Annotated in this window: 20 protein-coding genes; 10 read left to right on the plus strand and 10 right to left on the minus strand. The window is 70.7% G+C overall.

Annotated features, from left to right (window positions below; translation table 11 throughout):
• Nucleotides 1–55 precede the first annotated feature (55 nt).
• Nucleotides 56–781, plus strand: a complete 726-nt coding sequence (locus tag J2S55_RS30245) for a hypothetical protein (protein ID WP_306867949.1) — start codon at nt 56–58, stop codon at nt 779–781.
• 25 nt (nt 782–806) lie between these two features.
• Here J2S55_RS30245 and J2S55_RS30250 read toward each other — a convergent pair whose 3' ends face one another.
• Entirely contained in the window at nt 807–1,922 is a 1,116-nt protein-coding gene (locus J2S55_RS30250; protein WP_306867951.1) for a ferritin-like domain-containing protein, read from the minus strand.
• Between the two features lie 87 nt (nt 1,923–2,009).
• Here J2S55_RS30250 and J2S55_RS30255 point away from each other — a divergent pair, with 87 nt between their 5' ends.
• Entirely contained in the window at nt 2,010–2,642 is a 633-nt protein-coding gene (locus tag J2S55_RS30255; protein WP_306867953.1) for a TetR/AcrR family transcriptional regulator C-terminal domain-containing protein, read from the plus strand.
• Between the two features lie 63 nt (nt 2,643–2,705).
• On the opposite strand, the gene J2S55_RS30260 is transcribed toward J2S55_RS30255, so the two are convergent.
• Both J2S55_RS30260 and J2S55_RS30265 read right to left on the minus strand, forming a co-directional pair.
• Nucleotides 2,706–3,170, minus strand: a complete 465-nt coding sequence (locus J2S55_RS30260; protein WP_306867954.1) for an aggregation-promoting factor C-terminal-like domain-containing protein — start codon at nt 3,168–3,170, stop codon at nt 2,706–2,708.
• 368 nt (nt 3,171–3,538) lie between these two features.
• Nucleotides 3,539–3,952, minus strand: a complete 414-nt coding sequence (locus tag J2S55_RS30265) for an aggregation-promoting factor C-terminal-like domain-containing protein (RefSeq protein WP_306867955.1) — start codon at nt 3,950–3,952, stop codon at nt 3,539–3,541.
• Between the two features lie 221 nt (nt 3,953–4,173).
• Between J2S55_RS30265 and J2S55_RS30270 the strand changes: the two genes are divergently transcribed.
• Nucleotides 4,174–4,659 (plus strand): glutathione peroxidase, encoded by a 486-nt coding sequence (locus tag J2S55_RS30270; RefSeq protein WP_306867956.1) that lies wholly within the window; start codon nt 4,174–4,176, stop codon nt 4,657–4,659.
• Here the strand turns inward: J2S55_RS30270 and J2S55_RS30275 are convergent.
• A complete protein-coding gene (locus tag J2S55_RS30275; RefSeq protein WP_306867957.1) occupies nt 4,631–5,629 on the minus strand; it encodes a LacI family DNA-binding transcriptional regulator in 999 nt (332 codons plus the stop codon). The genes J2S55_RS30270 and J2S55_RS30275 overlap by 29 nt on opposite strands.
• Nucleotides 5,630–5,806: 177 nt before the next feature.
• Here J2S55_RS30275 and J2S55_RS30280 point away from each other — a divergent pair, with 177 nt between their 5' ends.
• Entirely contained in the window at nt 5,807–7,027 is a 1,221-nt protein-coding gene (locus tag J2S55_RS30280) for an ABC transporter ATP-binding protein (protein ID WP_306867959.1), read from the plus strand.
• Nucleotides 7,028–7,367: 340 nt separating this feature from the next.
• Complete coding sequence (locus tag J2S55_RS30285; RefSeq protein WP_306867961.1) at nt 7,368–8,063, plus strand: hypothetical protein; 696 nt, start codon at nt 7,368–7,370, stop codon at nt 8,061–8,063.
• Nucleotides 8,064–8,164: 101 nt separating this feature from the next.
• Here J2S55_RS30285 and J2S55_RS30290 read toward each other — a convergent pair whose 3' ends face one another.
• The gene (locus J2S55_RS30290; protein ID WP_306867962.1) at nt 8,165–8,917 is read right to left on the minus strand and encodes an SDR family NAD(P)-dependent oxidoreductase; all 753 of its coding nucleotides are present in this window, start codon (nt 8,915–8,917) and stop codon (nt 8,165–8,167) included.
• Between the two features lie 177 nt (nt 8,918–9,094).
• Here J2S55_RS30290 and J2S55_RS30295 point away from each other — a divergent pair, with 177 nt between their 5' ends.
• The 4 genes from J2S55_RS30295 (at nt 9,095) to J2S55_RS30310 (ending at nt 13,517) form a co-directional block, all read left to right on the plus strand.
• Nucleotides 9,095–10,273: a PQQ-dependent sugar dehydrogenase gene (locus J2S55_RS30295; RefSeq protein ID WP_306867963.1), complete on the plus strand. Its 1,179-nt coding sequence runs from the start codon at nt 9,095–9,097 to the stop codon at nt 10,271–10,273.
• Nucleotides 10,274–10,522: 249 nt separating this feature from the next.
• Entirely contained in the window at nt 10,523–10,945 is a 423-nt protein-coding gene (locus tag J2S55_RS30300; protein WP_306867964.1) for a hypothetical protein, read from the plus strand.
• A complete protein-coding gene (locus tag J2S55_RS30305) occupies nt 10,935–12,698 on the plus strand; it encodes a DUF4012 domain-containing protein (protein WP_306867965.1) in 1,764 nt (587 codons plus the stop codon). The genes J2S55_RS30300 and J2S55_RS30305 overlap by 11 nt, the downstream gene beginning before the upstream one ends.
• Nucleotides 12,699–12,857: 159 nt before the next feature.
• Complete coding sequence (locus J2S55_RS30310) at nt 12,858–13,517, plus strand: arsenate reductase/protein-tyrosine-phosphatase family protein (protein WP_306867966.1); 660 nt, start codon at nt 12,858–12,860, stop codon at nt 13,515–13,517.
• Here J2S55_RS30310 and J2S55_RS30315 read toward each other — a convergent pair.
• Genes J2S55_RS30315 through J2S55_RS30335 form a run of 5 tightly spaced genes read right to left on the minus strand, consistent with a single transcriptional unit; the run spans nt 13,507 to nt 19,177 of the window.
• Nucleotides 13,507–14,922 carry a tyrosine-protein kinase domain-containing protein gene (locus tag J2S55_RS30315; RefSeq protein ID WP_306867967.1) on the minus strand — a complete coding sequence of 472 codons (1,416 nt, stop codon included), beginning with the start codon at nt 14,920–14,922 and terminating at the stop codon, nt 13,507–13,509. The two genes, J2S55_RS30310 and J2S55_RS30315, sit on opposite strands and share 11 nt — an antisense overlap.
• Before the next feature lie 4 nt (nt 14,923–14,926).
• The gene (locus tag J2S55_RS30320) at nt 14,927–15,967 is read right to left on the minus strand and encodes an MraY family glycosyltransferase (RefSeq protein ID WP_306867969.1); all 1,041 of its coding nucleotides are present in this window, start codon (nt 15,965–15,967) and stop codon (nt 14,927–14,929) included.
• Complete coding sequence (locus J2S55_RS30325; RefSeq protein WP_306867971.1) at nt 15,964–16,962, minus strand: NAD-dependent epimerase/dehydratase family protein; 999 nt, start codon at nt 16,960–16,962, stop codon at nt 15,964–15,966. Before J2S55_RS30325 ends, J2S55_RS30320 begins: the two co-directional genes overlap by 4 nt.
• A 14-nt stretch (nt 16,963–16,976) precedes the next feature.
• Nucleotides 16,977–17,987 (minus strand): NAD-dependent epimerase/dehydratase family protein, encoded by a 1,011-nt coding sequence (locus tag J2S55_RS30330; RefSeq protein WP_306867972.1) that lies wholly within the window; start codon nt 17,985–17,987, stop codon nt 16,977–16,979.
• Nucleotides 17,984–19,177 (minus strand): glycosyltransferase, encoded by a 1,194-nt coding sequence (locus J2S55_RS30335; protein WP_306867974.1) that lies wholly within the window; start codon nt 19,175–19,177, stop codon nt 17,984–17,986. The genes J2S55_RS30330 and J2S55_RS30335 overlap by 4 nt, the downstream gene beginning before the upstream one ends.
• Before the next feature lie 353 nt (nt 19,178–19,530).
• Between J2S55_RS30335 and J2S55_RS30340 the strand changes: the two genes are divergently transcribed.
• Nucleotides 19,531–20,481: a glycosyltransferase gene (locus J2S55_RS30340; RefSeq protein ID WP_306867976.1), complete on the plus strand. Its 951-nt coding sequence runs from the start codon at nt 19,531–19,533 to the stop codon at nt 20,479–20,481.
• Nucleotides 20,482–20,513: the final 32 nt, after the last annotated feature.

Genomic DNA, 20,513 nt, shown 5'->3' on the forward strand with positions numbered 1-20,513 from the left:
CGACAGACGGGCTGTTTTCTTCTGATCCGATAAAAATGCGGCAAGATATCGCAGCATGTCACGCTTCGATGATCTGCCCGGCTACGCGGCGTCGATCGCTCCCCTGATCGACGCCGTTCACCTCGGCGTGCATGTCGCGAGCCGGCCACTGAGCCGGGAGCTCGTCGAGCGGTCGGGCTTCCACGCCGATCTGCTGATCGATCTGCGTTACGTGCTCCCGGCCCGGCCGCTCACCCCCGAGGGGCTGGCCGCCCTCTACCGCTACAACCCCTTCGACGACGACGAGGTCGGGGTCCAGCTCGCCCAGGGCGCCCTCCTCCTCGGCGAGGACGGCCTGCTGCGCGCGACGGACAGGGCGCTGGCGTTCATCGCGGACCTGTACGGGGCGCACGCGGTGATGACCGGCCGGATGTGGGCGGCCCACGCCGACCGGCTGCCCGAGCTCGCCGACCTCGCCGGCCGGCTCCTGCGGGCCGCCTCCGGCAGCGGCGGCACGGCCTTCGCCCAGGCCGCGCCGCCCCACGAGCCGGCGGGGACCCCGGCGGGCGTGCTGCTGTTCAACCGGCTGGCCGCGCTGCGCTACCACCGCGCCGACGCCCACGCCGCCGCCTGGCGGGCGGCCGGCCTCACCGCCGCCCAGATCGTCACCCTCACCTCGGGGCCGGTCCGCGACCGGGTCGAGGCCGACACCGACCGCCGCGCCGCCCTGCCGTACGAGACCCTGAGCACGCGGGAGCGGCAGACCCTCCTGGTCGGCCTGAGCGTCCTCGACCAGCCCTGAGAGCCGGCCGCGGCGGGGCCGCCGGCTAGGACTCCGCGCCCAGGGCCACGGTCTCGGCGACCTCGGCGTGGCGCTCGGCCTCCTCGGCGGCGAAGCGCTCGGCGTCCAGCTTCTCGGCGATGTCCTCGTCCTGCCTCATCAGCGCGTCCAGGCTCTGGCCGGCCATGTCCAGGACCCCCATGTCGGCGTAGGCCGCCTGGAGGCGGGGGCTCCACAGGCCGATGTCCTTCACGCACGGGACGATCCGGCTGAACAGCAGGGAGCGGAACAGCTTGAGGTACTCCGAGCGGTCGACGGCCTCCATGGCCTCGGCCACCTCCGCCTTGTTCAGGCCGATGGTCTCCCACGTCTCCCGGCCGCGCAGCCGGTCGCGCATCAGGTAGCAGCCCTCGATGACGAAGTCCTCGCGCTCGCGCAGCTCGGCCTCGGTGAGCTGCCTGTAGTAGTCGCGCAGCGCCATCCGGCCGAAGGCCACGTGCCGGGCCTCGTCCTGCATCACGTAGGCGAGGATCTGCTTGGGCAGCGGCTTGGTGGTGATGTCGCGCATCACCCCGAAGGCGGCCAGGGCCAGGCCCTCGATGAGCACCTGCATGCCGAGATAGGGCATGTCCCAGCGGGAGTCGCTCAGGGTGCTGTCCAGCAGGGCCTTGAGATGCTCGTTGATGGGGTAGGCGAGGCCGACCTTCTCCTGCAGGAAGCGGGCGTAGGTCTCGGCGTGCCGGGCCTCGTCCATGGTCTGCGTGGCGGCGTAGAACTTGGAGTCGAGCTCGGGGACCGACTCGACGATCCGGGCGGAGCAGATCATCGCGCCCTGCTCGCCGTGCAGGAACTGGGAGAACTGCCAGGCCGCGCCGTGCAGGCGGACGTCCTGCCGCTGCTTGGCGTCCATCCGGTCCCACAGCGGCGTGCCGTGGATCGCGATGGTGTTGTCCGGGATGCCGAGCACGTTGTACGGATCGACCTCGATGCTCCAGTCGATGCGCTTGACGGAGTCCCACTGCTTGTCCTTGCCCTTCTGGTACAGGGCGAGCATGTGGTCCCTGCCGTCGTCGTACTCCCACGTGAAGCGGGCGGCTCCGGCCGCCTCGACATCCCACGTGGAGAGCTCGGCCGGGATCGTGTAGAGATCGTGAGTCGACATGCGGCCTCCAGGGACGTACACCGTACGTACACCAGCGAGAGTCGCACGTACGGTGTACGTGCGTCAAGATGAGGAGACAATGGCGATATGCCTGCAGAGCCGCTGTCCCGTCCGCGGATCGTCGCCGCGGCCATCGCCCTGATCGAGCGCGAGGGAGCCGACGCGGTGTCCATGCGCAGGATCGCCGCGGAGCTGGGCGTGGGCGTGATGTCGCTCTACAACCACGTGCCCAACAAGTCGGCGCTGCTCGACGCGGTGGCCGAGACCGTGCTCTCGCAGATCGAGTTCGTCGACGACCCGGGCGCCGACTGGACCGACCGGGTGCGCATGCAGGCGCTCGCCTTCCGGCAGATCGCCCATCACTACCCCCGCTGCACGATGGTGGTGGTCAGCCGTCAGCTCCAGTCGACCGCCGGGCTGCTGCCGGTGGAGCGGGCGCTCGCCACGCTGCGCAGCGCCGGGTTCGGCGGCCACGAGGCGGTCCGCATCCTGCGGGTGTTCATCGCCTACATCGTGGGCTCGCTGCTGCGGGAGGTCGGGGTGACCCCGACGTTCGCCCCGGTCCACCGCTCCGACATCGCGGTCGAGAGCGTCGATCCCCTGCTGTTCCCCCAGGTGAGCGGGCTGGCCCCGATGCTGGCCGACTGTGACCACGAGTCGGAGTTCGAGTTCGGCCTGGAGCTGCTGATCCAGGCGATAGCCGTACAGCTCAAAAGGTGACGTCCGGGGCCCGCGAGCCCCGGACGTCCGAGGAGTGTTCCCTTCCCCTGGACACTCCCGCGGTCAATACCAGTTGCTGGACTGGAAGTGACCCCATGCGCCGCACGGAGACCCGTAGCGGCTCTTGATGTAGCGCAGCCCCCAGCTGATCTGTGTGGCCGGGTTCGAGCGCCAGTCCCCGCCGCTGCCGCGCATCTTCGAGCCCGGCAGTGCCTGGGGGATGCCATAGGCTCCCGAGTACGGGTTGTGCGCCTGATGGTTCCAGTTGCTCTCCCTGGTCCAGAGACTGTCCAGACAGCGGAACTGGCTGTGGGACCACATGCGGCGGGAGACGAGGCGGAAGGCGATCGCCTTGTTCCTGCTCCTGCTGGTCCTGGTGGTCAATACGACCTTGGGCCGGGCCTGGGTGAACCAGACGCCCTGGTGAACCGTTCTGACCGGCGTGTTCCAGGCCGGTTCCGCGATTCCGGTGATCTCCTCGGCCCGCCCGACCGCCGCGGATCCGATGATGGCCGAGGTGGCGAGCACGCTCACGACTGTATTCCGCAGAACGCGGTGTCCGTTCATGTTGATCCTTGTCCGCTGGCCGCGTGCGGGAGGCGCGCGAGGGGGCCATGGCCCCGGCTCGCGCGCCCGGCAGTCCGGCGCCCGTGGCTCGGACGTGGAAATGCCCGCGTGGTCTCGCCGGCCCGTTTCCGGCATGAGACACCGCGACGGTTTCTCTAGGCGCTTTCTAGTACGCGGGGCGAGCGTCGAACGGTGGTTGCGACATGCCGCGGAAAGGTGTTTGCCCGATCTTCGTGGTCTACGGGTGGTTCGACGGGTACCGGGTTACCACGGGCGGGACGCCTAGAGGGGGGGAGGAAGTGAAAATCACCCCGACATGGGGTTTGGATCTAGTACCAGCCGCGTGACTGGAAATGCGCCCACGCTCCGCACGGTGAGCCGTAGCGCTTCTTGATGTAGGTCAGCCCCCATTTGATCTGTGTCTTGGGGTTGGTGCGCCAGTCGCTGCCGGCGCTGGCCATCTTCCCGCCGGGCAGCGCCTGGGGGATGCCGTAGGCGCCGGAGGAGCGGTTGCGTGCCCGGTGGTCCCAGTTGCTCTCCCGGGTCCAGAGCCGGCTGAGGCAGCCGAACTGGCCCTTCGCCCAGCCCCGCGCGGAGACCATGGGCGCGGCGATGGCTCTGTTGCCCTGTCGTGCGGCGGCGGCCGAGGAGGAGGCGGAGGATGCCTGGGCGACCGTGGCGGTGGTGCTGACGGCGAGCGCCGTAGTGATCAGCAGCACGCCGGTACGGCGTAGCGTCGGCATAGGGGATTGCCTTTCGCAGGGGTCGGGGGACGGCGCCACGATGCCCCAGCGATTCCCTGGCGGGCCAGTCGACAACGCTTGTCAATGCCCGTGTCAATGATCGGTAAAGAAAGGATCAAGCGCCTGGTGAGGGGCTCGGCGTCTCATCTATGGCGTCTGTCACATTTCACTTTTTGGACGCCATAACTCTCAAACGTGACAAGACGATTAGGCTGCAGCCCATGAGCATCCGTGATATCTCCGTGAGCACCCTCGCCGGCACCCCCACCACGCTGGCCGAGCTGGCCGGCGACAGGGCCGTCCTCATCGTGAACGTCGCCTCCAGGTGCGGCCTCACCCCGCAGTACGCGGGTCTGGTCCAGCTCCAGCGCGACTACGCGGACCGGGGTCTCACCGTCGTGGGCGTGCCGTGCAACCAGTTCATGGGCCAGGAGCCGGGCAGCGCCGAGGAGATCCAGGAGTTCTGTTCCACCACCTACGGTGTGGACTTCCCGCTGCTGGCCAAGACGGACGTCAACGGTGACGGCCGGCACCCCCTCTACGCCGCGCTCACCCAGGCCGCCGACGCCGACGGCCAGGCCGGCGACGTCCAGTGGAACTTCGAGAAGTTCCTGGTCTCGCGCGAGGGGGAGGTGCTGGCCCGGTTCCGCCCGGCGGTCGAGCCCGGCGACCCCGCCGTCATCGAGGCGATCGAGAAGTCCCTCTAGGGGCGCAGCTGCCCCTGACGATCAGCTCGGTGGGCAGCAGCACGCTGCGCGGGCGCCGTCCGCCCGCGCGCAGCACCAGCTCGGCCGCGCGGTAGCCGATGTCCTGCGCCGGCTGGGCGATCACGGTCAGCGGCGGGGAGCACAGCTCGGCCCAGGGCACGTCATCGAACATGATCAGTGACAGGTCTCTGGGCACCCGCAGGTCCAGCTCCCGGGCGGCGAGCACGGCCGCCTCGCCCAGCAGGTTGCCCCCGGCCAGCACGGCCGTCAGGTCGGGCCGGCGCTGGAAGAGCCCGGCGGCGGCCGCGTAGGCGGAGTCGCGGCTGCCCCGCGCGGAGACGATGAGATCCTCGTCCACGAGAGCGCCCAGGGCCTGGCGGAAGACGGACCGGCGCTGCTGCTGCCCGGGGCCGCCGAGATAGGCGATGCGGCGGTGGCCCAGCCCCGTCAGGTAGTCCACCGCGGTCCGCACGCCCGCGCGGTCGTCGGCCAGGACCGCCGGCACGTCGTCGCGCCCGGCCGCGACCCGGTGGGCGAAGACCGTGGTGAGCCCGGCCCGCAGGGTCGGCGCCCAGCTCTCCCCGTCGCCGGCGGGGACCGCGATCGCCCGGTCCACCCCCTGCTCCAGCAGCATGCCGATCAGCTCGGCCTCGCGCTCGGCGTCGTCGCCGGTGGTCCCCAGGATCACCGGCTCGCCCGCCGAGCGCGCGCAGGCGAGCACGCCGTCGGCCAGCCGGCCGTAGAAGGTGTCGGTGATGTCGGGCAGCAGCAGCCCGATCCCGCCCGAGCGCTGCTGGCGCAGGTTGCGGCCGAGCGCGCTGGGCCGGTAGTCGAGCTGGGCGGCGACGGTCAGCACCCGCTCCCTGGTCTCCGGACTCGCCGATCCGCCGGACAGGACCCGCGACACCGTGGCGACTCCGACCCCCGCCGCCTCGGCGACATCCTTGATGGTCGTACGGCGCATGCTCATGGAAACGATTCCATCATGTTTTCCGTATCCGATCCAGTGCGGAGCGACAGGCCCTTACAGGCTGACAAGGAAGAACCAGATCGACCCTTGACACGGATGTCCGTTTCCGGTGAGATGCATGAAAACGTATCCACATCGGGTGAACGCGGGGTTGGCCCGAGGCGCTAAGGACTGTCCATGGCATCCATCGTTCTCAGCAACGTCGACAAGATCTACGCGGGCGGCGTAAAAGCCGTGAACGGCCTCAACCTTGAGATCAAGGACGGCGAGTTCATGGTGCTGGTCGGTCCGTCCGGCTGTGGCAAGTCCACCGCCCTGCGTATGATCGCCGGCCTTGAGGACATCAGCGGCGGCGAGATCGCCATCGGCGACCGGGTGGTCAACCACCTGCCTCCGAAGGACCGCGACATCGCCATGGTCTTCCAGAACTACGCGCTCTACCCGCACATGACCGTCGAGGAGAACCTCGCCTTCGGTCTGAAGCTCCGCAAGATGCCCAAGGCCGAGATCTCCAAGCGGGTCAACGAGGCCGCCAAGATGCTCGGTCTCGAGCAGTACCTCAAGCGCAAGCCGGCCGCCCTCTCCGGTGGTCAGCGCCAGCGTGTCGCGATGGGCCGCGCCATCGTCCGTGAACCGCAGGCCTTCCTCATGGACGAGCCGCTGTCCAACCTGGACGCCAAGCTCCGCGTCTCCATGCGCGCCTCCCTCAACACCCTGCACGAGCGCCTCGGCGTGACCACGGTCTACGTCACCCACGACCAGGTCGAGGCCATGACCCTCGGCGACCGCGTCTGCGTCCTGCGTGACGGTCTGCTCCAGCAGGTCGACACCCCGCAGAACCTCTTCGACAACCCGGTCAACCTCTTCGTCGCGGGCTTCATGGGCTCCCCGTCGATGAACTTCGTCAACGCCGAGCTGGTGCGCGGCGACGGCGGCGCCTACGTGTCCTTCGCCGGCTTCAAGCTGCCGGTGCCGGCCGAGACCTTCACCGAGAAGCCCGGCCTCGACCAGCACTTCGGCAAGAAGCTCATCCTGGGCATCCGCCCCTCCGACTTCGACGACGCCGTCGCCGCCAACGGCTCCGCCGGCGGCTGGACCCGCCTGCAGGTCCGCGCGGAGGTCACCGAGGAGCTGGGCTCCGAGATCAACGTCCTCTTCCTGATCGACGCCCCGCCCGTCCAGCACCAGGACACCGTCGCCGCCGCCGACGCCGGGGACGACGAGGAGGCGGCGCTCCCGCTGGTCGGCGACAAGTCGCTGTGGACCGCCCGCGTCAACTCCCGCAGCCACGTCCGTCCCGGCCAGAACATCGAGCTGGTCGTCGACACCCACAACCTGCACTTCTTCGACCCGGTCTCGGGTCTGGCGATCGGCCACCCGGCCAACGCCCGCGTCTGACCAACCCCGTAAGCCGGACGGGCCCGCGCCACGACCCCCTCCCGTGGCACGGGCCCTTCCGTGTGTGGGCGCCTTCGGTGTGGCTCGACACTCCGGTATGCCGCAATAAGTAATGACCGGGCTTTTTGTTATTAGTGGCATCTAATATGAAGATCCACCATAAACGGGCAATTTGCCATTAAATTCGACGGTTTCTGATTTACAGTGACGGTTGTTACTGTTTACTGAATTCGTTAGCGTGTAGCCGTTCCGAGTGACGGGGTATCTGATCGATGCCTCCGCCATAGCGAGGTGCAGGGAGAATCCGGTCCCCCGGACTCGCGAACGACACGGGAATCAGATGAATTCGCACATCAGAAAATTCGCTTCCAGCCTCCGCGCGGGAAAGCGCGTCCTGAACACCGCCGCCGTCACGACACTGGTCGGAGCGGGTCTTGCTCTGTCGTACCAGGCGCCGGCCACCGCCATCACGGCGAAACCGGCGGCCGTCCAGACCTACGGGCACCTCGCCGGAGTCGGGTTCCGGGGCTTCCTCCTCTGCGGAGGAGGCGGCGGGCACTGCGGGCCCTACTGGTGGGGCGCCTGCGCTCCCCACTGCTGCCACGATCACCACCACCACCACTGCGACTGTCATGACGGCCGGCGGGGCCGGCGTGGCGTGCAGGGAGTCCAGGGAGTCCAGGGGCCCCGGGGCCCGCAGGGCCCGCCGGGGGCGGCGGGACGTAATGCCGGCATCGACACGGCGTTCCAGGGCAACAACAAGTTCGTCGGCCGGCTGGTGAACGGGACGGCGCTGATCCGCGACCCGCGGACGACGCCTCCCTGGAACAACATCTCGACGCTGACCGGCTTCCCCGCCGGGGCGATCGACATCTCCCTGGCGGTCATGGGCAACACCCTGCACGTCACCGTGCTGGGAGCCGATGGCGCGGTCAGGCAGACGCAGTGCACGCTGAACCCCACTCCGGGGACCGGCAACAACCCGGCGTGGCCGGGGAACTGCACCGACTTCGAGAACCTCACGCCGCCGCTCTGAGCTCGGGCGCTGGGCCGGTGAGCTGACACGGACGCGCCGTGCCCGGGATCTCCCGGGCACGGCGCCGTCGTCTCCGGCCGTCCTCCGGCGGGGTGCCCGCCCTACCGGCGGCCGAGGCGGCGGGAGATCTCACCCGCGAGGTTCTTGGGGACCAGCCGGCCGACCCCGACGATGACCTTGTAGCGGAGGTCCGGGACGCTCACCCGCCTGCCGAGGGCCACGTCGCGCATGGCCTCCCGCACCACCTTGTCCGCCGACAGCCACAGGAAGCCGGGGATCCCGGAGACGTCCATCGCGGCGCGGTCGTGGAACTCGGTCCGGACGAACCCCGGGCACAGGGCCATCACCCGCACGCGGCTGCCGGTCAGCTCGGCGGCGGTGGACTCGCTGAAGTTGACGACCCACGCCTTGGAGGCGCTGTAGGTGCCGCGGGCGAAGAACGCCGCCACCGACGCCACGTTGATCACCGCCCCCCGGTCGCGCTCCCGCATCCCCGGCAGCGCGGCCAGCGTCAGCCGCAGCACCGCCTCGCAGTGCACCTTCAGCATCCGCAGCTCGTCGGCGACCGGGACGTCGAAGAAGTTGCCGGGATGGCCGAAGCCGGCGTTGTTGACCAGCAGGTCGACCCCCTCGCGCAGCCGTCCCTCGACCGCCGTCAGACCCTCCTCGGTGGCCAGGTCGGCCGGGAGCACTTCGGCTTTCACCCCGTAGCGCAGGCGCAGTCCCTCGGCGGAGGCGGCCAGGCGGCCGGCGTCGCGGGCGACCAGGACGAGGGAGAAACCGTCGGCGGCCAGGCGGCGGGCGAACGCGGCGCCGATGCCGGCGGTCGCGCCTGTGATCATTGCGGTGGGCATGCGTGCAGTCTAGAGACCGCGCGGCCCGGCCCGGTGGTTCCCCCGGCCCTCCCGCCCCGCGACGCTCGCGCCCCGCGAGGGCGACGCGCCCGGCGAGGGCGACAACCGGGGTGGAGCCGTGTCACAGGACATCATGAGGTACGTCGCCGATCGATGAATCGATGAAGGGTGAGAACCGTGCCGATCTCCTACCGTGGCGGGGTTGGGCTGGCCGTGCTCGGCGCGGTCCTGATGGCCTGCTCCACGGGCGACCCCGTCGCCTCCGCCGCGCCGTCCGTCTCCACTCCCGTGGCCCCGCCGACCGGGACCGCCCCGGAGAGCGCCGAAGCCGTCCCGCGTGTCCGGTTCACCGAGATCGCCCAGCTGCAGATGCCGGTGGCGATGGCCCTGCGCAAGGGCGACCGGACGCTCTACGTCGCCGAGCAGACGGGACGGCTGCGCGCGATAGTCGACGGCAAGGTCGTGCCGGATCCCGTCGTGGACCTCTCGTCGGAGGTCAGCCGGGGCAACGAGCAGGGGCTGCTCGGGGTGGCATTCCATCCCCGCGGTGACTTCCTCTACCTGAACTGGACCGACCGCGAGGGGCACACCCACATCACGGAGTGGGCCTTCACCGGCGGGAAGGCCACCGGCCGCCGGGACGTGCTCGTCCAGCGGCAGCCGTACCCCAACCACAACGGCGGCCAGCTCGCCTTCGGACCCGACGAGCTTCTCTACATCGCGCTCGGCGACGGCGGCAGCGGGGGAGACCCGCAGGGCAACGGGCAGAACCTGGGCACCTGGCTGGGGAAGATCCTCAGGATCGACCCGCGCGGCACCCCGTACAAGGTCCCCCGGGACAATCCGTTCGTCGGCCGGGCGGGCGCGAAACCCGAGATATGGGCCTACGGCCTGCGCAACCCGTGGCGGTTCTCCTTCGACCGGAAGACCGGCGACATGTGGATCGGCGACGTCGGGCAGAACGCCTGGGAGGAGGTCGACTTCCAGCCCGAGGAGAAGGGCGGCCTGAACTACGGCTGGAACCTCAGGGAGGGCAGCCACCCCTTCAAGGACGGGCCCCGGCCGGGCAGGCTGGTCGACCCCGTGATCGAGTACGCCACGGGGCGCGAGGGCACCTGCTCGGTCATCGCCGGCTACGTCTACCGGGGCAGGAGGATCCCGGGCCTGCGGGGCCGGTTCCTCTACGGCGACTTCTGCGCGGGCTGGGTCAAGGCGGCCCGCGCCGACCGGCCCCGCCGGGCCCAGGAGGTGGGCAGGGTCGAGCAGCTGTCGTCCTTCGGCCAGGACCACGACGGCGAGCTGTACGCGCTCAGCCTGTCCGGCCCCGTCTACCGGCTTGAGGCCGGAGAGCGCTGAGTCCGGCCGGGGCGCATGCCTGGAAATTTACGGCAATTCGGATTATCAGCTGACAATATGGCCGGATGGCCACCGGTCGGCGGTACCGAGCGTCAATGGACGGAGAACAGTCAGCGATCGTTCGGTAAGGGCGGTGAGCTGAACAGGGCGCCTCATGCCGAGGTGGATATAACGGGTTCCGTGGACATGTCGCTCGTATTCCGAGCGGTGTTCTCCACGGCCTGAATCATCGCCACGGGGGAGTCTGGAATGGCCAGAGAACGGATGATGTCTATTCTTCTAGCGGCGGCGATCGGGGGTGGATTCGCGCTCGCAACCGCCACGATGGCAACCGCCGAGACCGAAATGCCGACGGCGCTCGCCGTTGTCTCGGGGCCTTATCCGCCGGGACCCGTCAACAACAATAACAACAACAACGGTGCAGACCCGTCGGATCCGTCGGATCCGTGGGATCCGAACTTCGACTGCGACGACGACGGCGGCTGCTGCGACAGCAGCAGCTGCTGTGGTGGTGGCGGCTGCCGGGGGACCGTGGAGAAGACGGGCCCGGAGCTGCCGTTCACAGGAGCCCCCGTGGCGGCGGTCGCCACGCTGGGCGGTGGCCTGCTGGCCGCGGGGACCGCCACCACCGCGATCGCCGCACGGCGCCGCCGATCCACCAGTGCCCTCTAGAGGACGGCGCCGAGTCGTCATAACCGGCCTGCTGGCCCCCGTCGCCGTGGTAGCACTGGCGGGGGGCTGGTCGGCCCATCTCGGCCTGAGCGTGCGAGACCATCTGGAGGCCGCCAGGAGCGCGCTGCTCCAGCTGCGCGCGGTGACGAGCACCCGCGACCCCGCCCTGATGGGCCGGGCGCTCGCCGACGCCCAGCGGCACGCGGCCGAGGCGCGGCGGCTCACCGCCGGCGCCTACTGGACGATGATGACCCACGCCCCGCTGGTGGGGGCCGGCGCGACGACCGTGCGCGGGCTGGCCGAGACCGCCGCGGAGCTGACCGATGTGCTGACCGCCGTCCAGCGGGCCGCCGCGGCGTTCGTCACGGTCAAGGCGCACTCCCCGGACAGCACGCCGGAGCTGCTGACCGAGCTCGGCGCGGCCGCGCCGGTACTGGACGAGGCGGCCGGCCGGCTCGCCCGGGCGGGCTCCCGTCTGGCGGCCACCCCGGCCGAGACCGGCGTCGACCTGCTGGACCAGGCGCGCGACACCGCGCTGCACGAGGTCGACCGGCTGCGGGGCTGGCTCGCCGGCGCCGCGACCGCCGGTGCCCTGCTCCCTCCGATGCTGGGCCGCGACGGCCCGCGCCACTACTTCCTGGCCTTCCAGACCAACGCCGAATCGCGGGGGACCGGGGGCCTGGTCGGCGCGTTCGGCATCCTGCGGGCCGACCACGGGAAGATCGGCATCAAGCGGCTGTCGGCCAACAGCGGCCTCGCGCCGAGCCCCGCCCCCGTCGCCGACCACGGCCCGGACTTCCTGGCCCGCTACGGGCCGAGCGCGGTCACGCTGCTGTCCAACTCCAACCTCTCCCCGCACTTCCCGTACGCCGCGGCCACCTGGACCGGGCTGTGGGAGCACAACACCGGCCGGCGGCTGGACGGCGCTCTGGCCACCGACCCGGTCGGCCTGTCCTACCTGCTGCAGGTGATCGGCCCGATCACCCTTCCCGGCGGGGAGACGGTGACCGCCGAGAACGTCGTCGACCTCACCGAACGCACCGCCTATGCCCGCTACACCGACCCCGTGGCGCGCAAGCGCTTCCTCATCAGGGTCGCCGGCGCGGTCAGCGAGGCGCTGCCGGAGTCCTTCGCCGAGCCCTCGAAACTGCTGCCCGTCCTGCTCCGCATGGTCGGCGAGCGCAGGATCCAGGTCTGGAGCCGGCGGCCGGCCGAGCAGTCGCGCCTGGCGGCGACCGCCGTCGGCGGAGTGCTGCCGCGGCGGCCGGGGCCGTTCGCGGGGCTGGTGGTCAACAACTCGGCCGGCGGCAAACTCGACTACTACCTGGAACGCTCCCTCGACTACGAGCTGGACCAGTGCTGGGGTGGCCTGCGCTCGGCGACGGTGCGGGTCCGGCTCACCAACGACGTGCCGCGGGGGAGCCTGCCCGGCTACGTCACCAGCAGGCTCGACTCCCCCGAACGCCCCCACGCGCCCGGCTCCAACCTGCTGTGGGTGTCGCTGTACGCCGGGGTCGGCGCGGAGCTGCGGGCGGTCCGGCTCGACGGCGACCGGATCCCGGTCATCGAGGAGGACGAACGGTCCCACCCCGTCTACTCCACCCTGCTGGAGTTCGCCCCCCGGCAGTCGCGGACGCTGGAGTTCGACCTGATGGAGTCATCCTCCGGCGCGCCGCCGCTGGTCCCGGTGCAGCCGCTGGTCCGTCCCCAGCGCACCCGGGTCGTCGCGGACACCCGGGGCTGCACCCCCTGACGGCGGTGCGGCCCCGCCGCGAAGGACCCCCGCCGCGGGGCCGCCCCGCCGCCGGGAGGCGGCAAGCCGCGGGACCGTCCCGCCGCCGGGAGGCAGCAAAGGGTAAACAGCGGCGTGCCGTGAGCGGGCGCCCGGCGGGCGCGATCTACCGTCACCCTCATGCAGGGTTCACCGGACAGCGCCGAGACCGTCGATCCCGCGCCGCCCGGACCCGACGGCTCCGGCCGCCGGGATCCGGAGGCCCTCCCCGCGCCGGCCGAGGACGCCGGGTTCCGCATCCTGTACGTCTGCACGGGCAACATCTGCCGCTCTCCACTGGCCGAACGGCTGACCCGGGCGGCCCTCGGCCCGTGCCCGGCGCTCCAGGTGGTCAGCGCGGGCACCCACGCCGAGCCGGGCAGGCAGATGGCCGAGCGCGCGCAGCGCGTGCTGGTCCGGCTGGGCGGCGACCCCAGCGGGTTCGCCGCCCAGCCGCTGACCTCCGAACTGGTGGCCGCCGCCGATCTCGTGCTGACGGCCACCGCCGAGCATCGCGCCGGATCGGTGGCCAAGCATCTGCCGGCGGCCGCCCGGGCCTTCACCATCGCCGAGTTCGGCGCGCTGACCCGGGCCGTGCCGGCCGCCGCGGTCACCTGCCACGAGGATCCCGTACGGCGGGCCCGCGCGCTGCTCACCGAGGTGCGGGCACTGCGCGGGCTGGTCCACGTGGACCAGCCCGACATCCCCGACCCCTACGGCGGCTCCCGGCTGGCCTACCGGGCCGCCGGACGGAGGATCGCCACGTCGCTCGCCGTCCCGCTCCGGCTGCTCACGCGTTAGCCGGCGCCTTGGCCTCGGCGTCGGAGCCCTTGGCCTTGGCCCTGCCCTTCGCCTCGGCGTCGGACTCGTAGCCGTAACCGTAGCCGTAGCCGTAGTACTGGCTGTTCCTGGCCGGAGCGAAGTTCAGGACGGTCCCCACCACGCGGGCGTTGATCGACGACAGCATCTCCACGGCGCGGGCCACGTGCTCCCGCCGGGTCTTGCCGTAGCGCGCGATGAGCAGGGTGCCGTCGCAGACCGCCGCCAGCGTCGCGGCGTCGGTGATGGGCAGCAGCGGCGGCGCGTCGACGATCACCATGTCGTAGCTCTCGGTGAGCTGGGCGAGCACGTTGCGCATCCCGCGCGAGCCGAGCAGCTCGCTCGGGTTCGGCGGGATCTGGCCGCTCGGCAGGACCGCCAGCTCGGCGTCTCCCCAGGTCTGGATGACGTCCTGCAGCCGCGCCCGCTCGATCAGCACGTCCGTGAGGCCCGTGGTGCCCTCGATCCCGAGGTAGCGCGGGATGCGCGGGCGGCGGAGGTCGCCGTCCACCAGGATCACCCGCCACCCGGCCTGCGCGAGCGTGATCGCGAGGTTGGCCGCGGTCGACGACTTTCCCTCACCCGGCAGGCAGCTGGTGATCACCAGCGATTTCGGGTGCCGGTCGACGCCGATGAACTGCAGGTTGGTGCGGAGCGAGCGGAACGCCTCGGCCCTGGAGGAGCGGCCCCGGCTGCGGACGATCAGCGGCAGGCGCCGCGCGTCCCGCTCGTAGCCGATGGTCCCGAGGATCGAGGCCTTCGACGCCTGCTGCAGCGCCTCGTCCGACTTGATGGTCGTGTCCAGGCGGTCGCGGAGGATCAGCGAGCCGACGGCGACCGACAGCGCGATCACCATGGCGAGCCCGAGGTTGACCAGCGGCCTGGGGCTGACCGGCGCCACGGGGACGTCTGCCTTGTCCACCATGGTGACCCTGACGGTGGCGCGGCCGGCGGGAGTGGGCCGCTCGATCTGGTCGATCAGCTTGGGGAACTCGACGCCCAGGGCATTGGCCAGCCGCGCCGCCCGCGCGGGGTCGGTGTCGGTGACCGTGGCCCGGATGAGCACGGTGTAGGGGATGGACTCCGCGGTGATGTTCTCCTGGAGGCGCTGGACGTCCTCGCCCGCCGCGATCTGGCTGATCATGCGGCGGCTGGTCAGCAGCTCGGCGTAGGACTGCACCCGCTGCTGGGAGAGCATCCCCGCCTGGTAGGCGGTGGAGAGGCTGCCCTCCCTGTCGTGGCCGGAGACCAGCATAGTGATCGTCGCGACGTATTTGGGAGGCGTGCCGGCGGTCACGACGGACGCCGTGGCCACCGCCAGGAGCAGGGAGAAGACGATGAGCAGCCAGTTCCTGCGCGCGAGCCTAATGTAGTAGAGCAGATCCACTGGATCATCGCCGCCCTTCGCGGATGTTTGTCGCATGGGCCTTGGAACGGCCTGACGGATAGACGTGCACTTTCTGCGGCAGACCGATCAGGATGAGGGCCGTCCCGATCGCGGCGATCGTCGCGATGATCGGGGAGACCCAGCCCAGGGCCGTCATCAGGCTGAGAGCGCCGGTGACGGCCGCGACGGCGGCGAGCGTGAGGGCCGTGAGCCGCGTGCTGAGGCCGAGCCGGCGGATGCGGTGGGAGACGTGGTCGGTGCCGCCCTGCAGCAGCGGGCGGCCGGCCCGCTTGCGCGACAGGAACACGACCCCGGTGTCGACGGTCGCGATGAAGGTCGGCAGGAGCAGTCCCGCGACCACCGTGCCCGAGCCCTGCCCGGTCATCAGGAGCGCCGCCGAGCAGGCGAGGACGAATCCGATGAACAGCGACCCGGTGTCTCCCATGAACACCTTCGCGGGCGCCCAGTTGTGCAGCAGGAAGCCCAGGCTGGCCAGGGACAGGGTCAGCAGGACCAGTCCGATCGCCGGATGGGCGTACACGAAGGCCGTCCCGGCGAGGAAGGCGGCGCTGACCGTCGTGATGGCGCCCAGCGCGCCGTCCATGTTGTCGAGCAGGTTGAAGGAGTTGGTGATCACGACGATCCACAGGAGGGTGAACGGAGTGTCCAGCCAGCTCCCGGTCAGCGGCGCCTGGACCCCGCCCAGCACGACCCCGCCGGCCGCCACCGTCTCGACCGCCAGCCGGGTGAACGGGGACAGGGACGAGAGATCGTCGATCAGCCCGAGCAGGGCCACCGCCACGGCGGCGATCATGATCGCGGTGGTCCGGAGATCGGTCAGGCCCAGCGCGGCGGCTGCCGGGATGACCGTTCCCAGCATGACCGCGACGCCGCCGAGGTAGGGGATGGGCCGCTCGTGCGCCTTGTAGCCGCCCGGCCGGTCGGTGAAGTCCCAGCGCAGCGCGAGGCGCCCCAGCAGCGGAGTGGCCCCGGCGGCCAACAGGCCGCCGGTCGCGCTCACGATGACGACAGTGGCGCCGTTCACCGCTGGGACGCCGCCAGATCGGCGCGGGCCTCCGCGATGGTCTCGGTGAGGACGTCGTCGAGCGACCGCTTGGGCACCCACCCGGTGAGTTCGCGGAGCTTCCTGGTGTCGGGGACCCGGCGGGCCATGTCCTCGAACCCCTCCTCGTAGGCCTCGGCGTAGGGGATCAGATCGACCCCGGACGTGCTCCCGGCGAGCTCGGTGATCAGTTTGGCGAGCTCCAGGATGCTCACCTCCTCGCTCGAACCGACGTTGAAGGTCTGGCCGACCGCGCCGTCGTGGTCGAGCAGCCGCACCAGCGCCTCGACCACGTCCCCGACGTGGGCGAAGCACCGGGTCTGCGTGCCGTCGCCGAAGACGGTGAGCGGGAGACCGCTGACCGCCTGCCGGACCAGACGCGGGATGACCATGCCGTAGGCCGGGCTCTGGCGCGGCCCCACCGTGTTGAACAGCCTGACGACGATCGTCGGCAGGTCGCGTTCCTTGTGGTAGGCGTTGGCCAGGATCTCGTCGACGGCCTTGGCGGTGCTGTAGGCCCACCGCACCACCGCCGGGCTGCCCAGGATGCGGTCGGAGGTCTCGGTGAGCGGCCCGCCGGAGTTCTTGCCGTAGATCTCGCTCGTGCTGGTGAGGAGGATCTTGCGCCGGTAGCGGTGCGCGGCCTCGATGACGATCTCCGAGCCGCGGATGTTGGTCGTCAGGGAGCGCAGCGGCTGCTCGACGATCAGCTTGACCCCGACGGCGGCAGCGAGGTGGACGACCACGTCACATCGGTGGACCAGTTCGTCGACCATGAGCTCGTCGAGGACCGAGCCGTGGACGACGCGCAGCCGGGGGTGCCCGGCCAGGTGGGCGAGGTTGGCGGACCGGCCGGTCGACAGGTTGTCCAGGATCACGACGGAGTCACCGCGGGCGAGCAACGCGTCGGTCAGATGGGACCCGACGAAACCGCTCCCCCCGGTTATCAGGTAGGTGCTCCCTGCTGAGTTGCTCATCGGCTCTTCCGATCTCATGTGTGACACGTGCTTGTGGATGACGAGGGCACGGCGTCAGACGCCCGTGCTGAGCCCTCGTGGCGGCCGGGGCCTTGGCTCATGGCCTTCTCGAACCAGGTGACCGTCATGCTGAGCCCGTCGTCCAGCGACACCGGGCGCACGCCGGGGAACAGGCCGGCCAGCAGGCGGGCAGCGGCCTGTGACTGGTGGATGTCGCCCGTCCGGGGCGGCAGGAAGGTCGCCTCGACCGGCCGGCCGAGGACCGAGGCGAGGGCGTCTTTCAAGGTCAGCAGGGAGACGCAGGTCCCGAACGCGAGGTTCACCGGGCTCCCGCTCGTCACCCGGCGGACGGCCGCGTCGGTCAGGACGTCGACCACCGATCCCACGTAGGTGAAATCACGCGCCTGGCTCCCGTCACCGTGGATCGGCACCGGCCGGCCCTGCAGGGCCGCGGACACGAAGGCCGGGATGACGGCCGCGTAGGCGTGGTCGGCGGCCTGCATCGGCCCGTAGACGTTGAAGAAGCGGAAGGGCAGCACCGGCAGGCCGAAGCTCTCCGCGTAGGCCAGGCCGTACGCCTCGGTCGCGAGCTTGCTGGCGCCGTACGGGCTGAGCGGCCGGGTGGCGAGATCCTCGTGCTTGTGCTGCTCCCGGCAGTCGCCGTACACCGAGGACGACGAGGCGAGGATCACGTGCGGCCGGCTCGCGCGGCAGGCCTCCAGGAGGTGGAGAGTGCCCGTGGCGTTGACGGAGTGCGAGGCCAGCGGGTCGTGCAGGGACCGGGGCACGGAGGGCCGGGCGGCGAGATGGACGACGTGGGTGGCGCCGGCCACGACCTCCGCCAGCAGCTCCCGGTCCAGGATGCTGCCCATCACGAAGTCCACCCCGACCTCGCCGAGGTTGGCGAGGTCTCCGCTGCTCAGGTCGTCCAGCACCGTGATGCTCTCGACCTCGGGCCGGGCCGCGAGCGCCCGGCACAGATTCGCGCCGATGAATCCCGCTCCACCGGTCACCAGGACTCTCACCTGTTCATCCCTCCCATGATCCTTGTCGTGCCGAGACGATCGCGGTGCCCCGTGCCCAGCGATCGGTAAAGGGCTTCGGTGTCCGCGACGAGGCGTTCCACGGTGAAGGAGGCCCTGGTCCACTGGCGGGCCGCCTCGCCCATCCGGCGGGCGAGCGCGGGGTCGGACAGCAACCTCACGACGTGCTCGGCCAGCTCGCCGGCGGTGGTGCCGGCCAGCAGGCCGGTCTGCCCGTCCCGGACGATCTCGGCGATGCTCCCGACCCGGGTGGAGACGGCCGGGGTGCCGGCCATCCCCGCCTCGATGAGCGTGAGAGGCGTGCCCTCGTTGTCGGAGGTCAGCAGGACCACGTCGGCGGCGGCGTACACCGTCTCCACGTCCTTCCTCCAGCCGAGCAGGTGGAAGGCGTGCCGGAGCGGCCCGATGTCCCGCTCGACCTGCCCGTGCAGCTCGCCCCCGCCGCAGACGACGAAGTGGCAGCCGGGCACCCGCCTCAGCACGGCGTGGGCCGTGTCGACGAACCGGTCGGGCCGCTTCACCTGGGTCAGCCGGCCCACGTATGCCACGACGGGCGCGTCCGGGGGGATGCCCAGCGCGGCCCGGGCGGCCCCGCGGTCGGGGACCGGGCCGAGCCGCACACCGGGGGCGATCACGACGTACTGCTCCGGCCGGCCGATGCCGGCTCCGAGAAGCTCGTCGCGGACCCGGGAGCCGACCGTCACCAGCCGGTCGGCCATGGAGGCCAGGACCCGCTCCGACTGGACGTAGAGCGCGCGCTTGGGACGCGAGAAGTATCCGTTGAGGAGATGCCCGTGGAAGACGTGGACGCGGGCCGAGCCGACGTCGGACAGGCAGGCGGCCACGCGCCCGAGCGCGCCGGCCTTCGCCGTCCGGGTGTGGACGATGTGCGGCCGGAACTCGCGCATCGCGCTCATCAGCCGGATGAGGGCGAGGTAGTCGCTGGAGGGCCGGATCGACCGGCCGAGACCCGGGATCAGGTGAACGCGCACCGCCGACCCCTTCAGGTCGAGGTGGTCGCCTTCGGCGGCGCCGACGTGGCCCGTGTAGAGGCGGTGATCGAACTCCTCGGGGTTCAGCCGCTCGGACAGCCCCATCACCTGGGTGGCGGGGCCGCCCACGTTCATCCGGGCGATGATCTCCATGACGCGGATCCGGCCGTCTGCCTTCATGTGGGCTCCTCGACACTGGGCCAGGTACGTCGGAGAAGCTAGCCCGGGATTCGCCCCGCTTCATCGCTGCCGTCACGGTGGCGGCGAAATGTTTCCATATTCCGTACCCGCTCATGATCGAGTCAGCTTATTTGGGGCACTTGGTAAGCCGTGGGTCGTCTCGGTGATCCAGCGTGTCGTCCTTGATAGGACATGCCGGTTGGTGGACCGTGGCGCCTGTGAATTTCAACCAGGTCAGTGTGACCGACCTGATAAACGGTAATGTCGGGCAGGGTCGGATATTCCATACGAATATCTGGTTCAAGAGCGTGAATAATGCCCGCTATGAGAGCTTGCTGCCCTATCTCGGCCGCGTGGACAACCTGCTGCTGGTCTGTTCCGACCGGCGTGTCATGCGCGGCCTCCAGTTCCGTGCGCTGAACTCCACGATCGGCGTCCACGGCCGTGCCCTGTTCGGCATGGCCGCCCGGGCCTACCGGTATGGATTCGTCACCAACACCAGGCACCTCCCCTATGTCGACTTCCCGGTCGTGGTCGACATGGACGATCCGTTCTTCACCGAGCGGGAGGTCTCGGCACTCCGCTCCGCCAGGCAGGTCGCCGCCCTGGTGGTGACCAACGAGGCGGCGGCCGACCGCTACCGGGAGCTCGGGCTGACCTGCCCGATCCATGTCATAGGCCACGGGCTGCGCCCGTCCGGGCCCGACCCCGTCGCCGCCCGGAAGATGCGCGAGCGGAAGCGGCCGGGCGAGCTGACCGTGGGCTACGTCGCCGCCTGGCATCTGACCGGGACGGACCGGGGCTCCGACGACCTCTACAACGTGGACCACCTCATCGACGAGCTGTGGCCCCCGGTGGTGGCCGCCTGCCCGCGGGCACGGCTCTGGCTCGTCGGCGGCGTCGGCAGAGCCCTCGGGCGCAAGCTTGAGCACAGGCAGGACATCGAGCTCGTCGGGCACGTGCCGGCCGAGCAGGTGCCCGCCTGCATGGCAGCCTTCGACGTCGGGATATACCCCCGCCGGATCGCGCACGAGCGCTCGTCGATCAAGGTGGCCCAGTCCGTCGGCTGCGGCGTGCCCGTCGTCGGATACCGCGGGGTCCCGACAGAGATGATCAGCCGGCTGGAGTGCGGCCTGACGGTGGACTCGGCCGGCGACTTCACGGCGGCACTGGTGCGCCTGCTCGACGACGGGCCGCTGCGGGCGAGGCTGTCGGCCAGAGCCCGGGCGGCGGCGGCCCAGGTCGACTGGGACGTCCTGGGCGACGCATACGCGCGGCTCCTGGACGAGGCGCTCCCGGCCTGAGGGGACAGGGCCCGGAGATCTCGCGGGCAGCG

This window comes from Streptosporangium brasiliense (assembly GCF_030811595.1).
Lineage (GTDB): Bacteria > Actinomycetota > Actinomycetes > Streptosporangiales > Streptosporangiaceae > Streptosporangium > Streptosporangium brasiliense.

Coding starts and splice junctions, on each gene's coding strand:
- J2S55_RS30245 (WP_306867949.1), top strand. CDS start 56: ATGTCACGCTTCGATGATCTGCCCGGCTACGCGGCGTCGATCGCTCCC.
- J2S55_RS30250 (WP_306867951.1), bottom strand. CDS start 1,922: ATGTCGACTCACGATCTCTACACGATCCCGGCCGAGCTCTCCACGTGG.
- J2S55_RS30255 (WP_306867953.1), top strand. CDS start 2,010: ATGCCTGCAGAGCCGCTGTCCCGTCCGCGGATCGTCGCCGCGGCCATC.
- J2S55_RS30265 (WP_306867955.1), bottom strand. CDS start 3,952: ATGCCGACGCTACGCCGTACCGGCGTGCTGCTGATCACTACGGCGCTC.
- J2S55_RS30270 (WP_306867956.1), top strand. CDS start 4,174: ATGAGCATCCGTGATATCTCCGTGAGCACCCTCGCCGGCACCCCCACC.
- J2S55_RS30275 (WP_306867957.1), bottom strand. CDS start 5,629: ATGAGCATGCGCCGTACGACCATCAAGGATGTCGCCGAGGCGGCGGGG.
- J2S55_RS30280 (WP_306867959.1), top strand. CDS start 5,807: ATGGCATCCATCGTTCTCAGCAACGTCGACAAGATCTACGCGGGCGGC.
- J2S55_RS30285 (WP_306867961.1), top strand. CDS start 7,368: ATGAATTCGCACATCAGAAAATTCGCTTCCAGCCTCCGCGCGGGAAAG.
- J2S55_RS30290 (WP_306867962.1), bottom strand. CDS start 8,917: ATGCCCACCGCAATGATCACAGGCGCGACCGCCGGCATCGGCGCCGCG.
- J2S55_RS30300 (WP_306867964.1), top strand. CDS start 10,523: ATGGCCAGAGAACGGATGATGTCTATTCTTCTAGCGGCGGCGATCGGG.
- J2S55_RS30310 (WP_306867966.1), top strand. CDS start 12,858: ATGCAGGGTTCACCGGACAGCGCCGAGACCGTCGATCCCGCGCCGCCC.
- J2S55_RS30325 (WP_306867971.1), bottom strand. CDS start 16,962: ATGAGCAACTCAGCAGGGAGCACCTACCTGATAACCGGGGGGAGCGGT.
- J2S55_RS30335 (WP_306867974.1), bottom strand. CDS start 19,177: ATGAAGGCAGACGGCCGGATCCGCGTCATGGAGATCATCGCCCGGATG.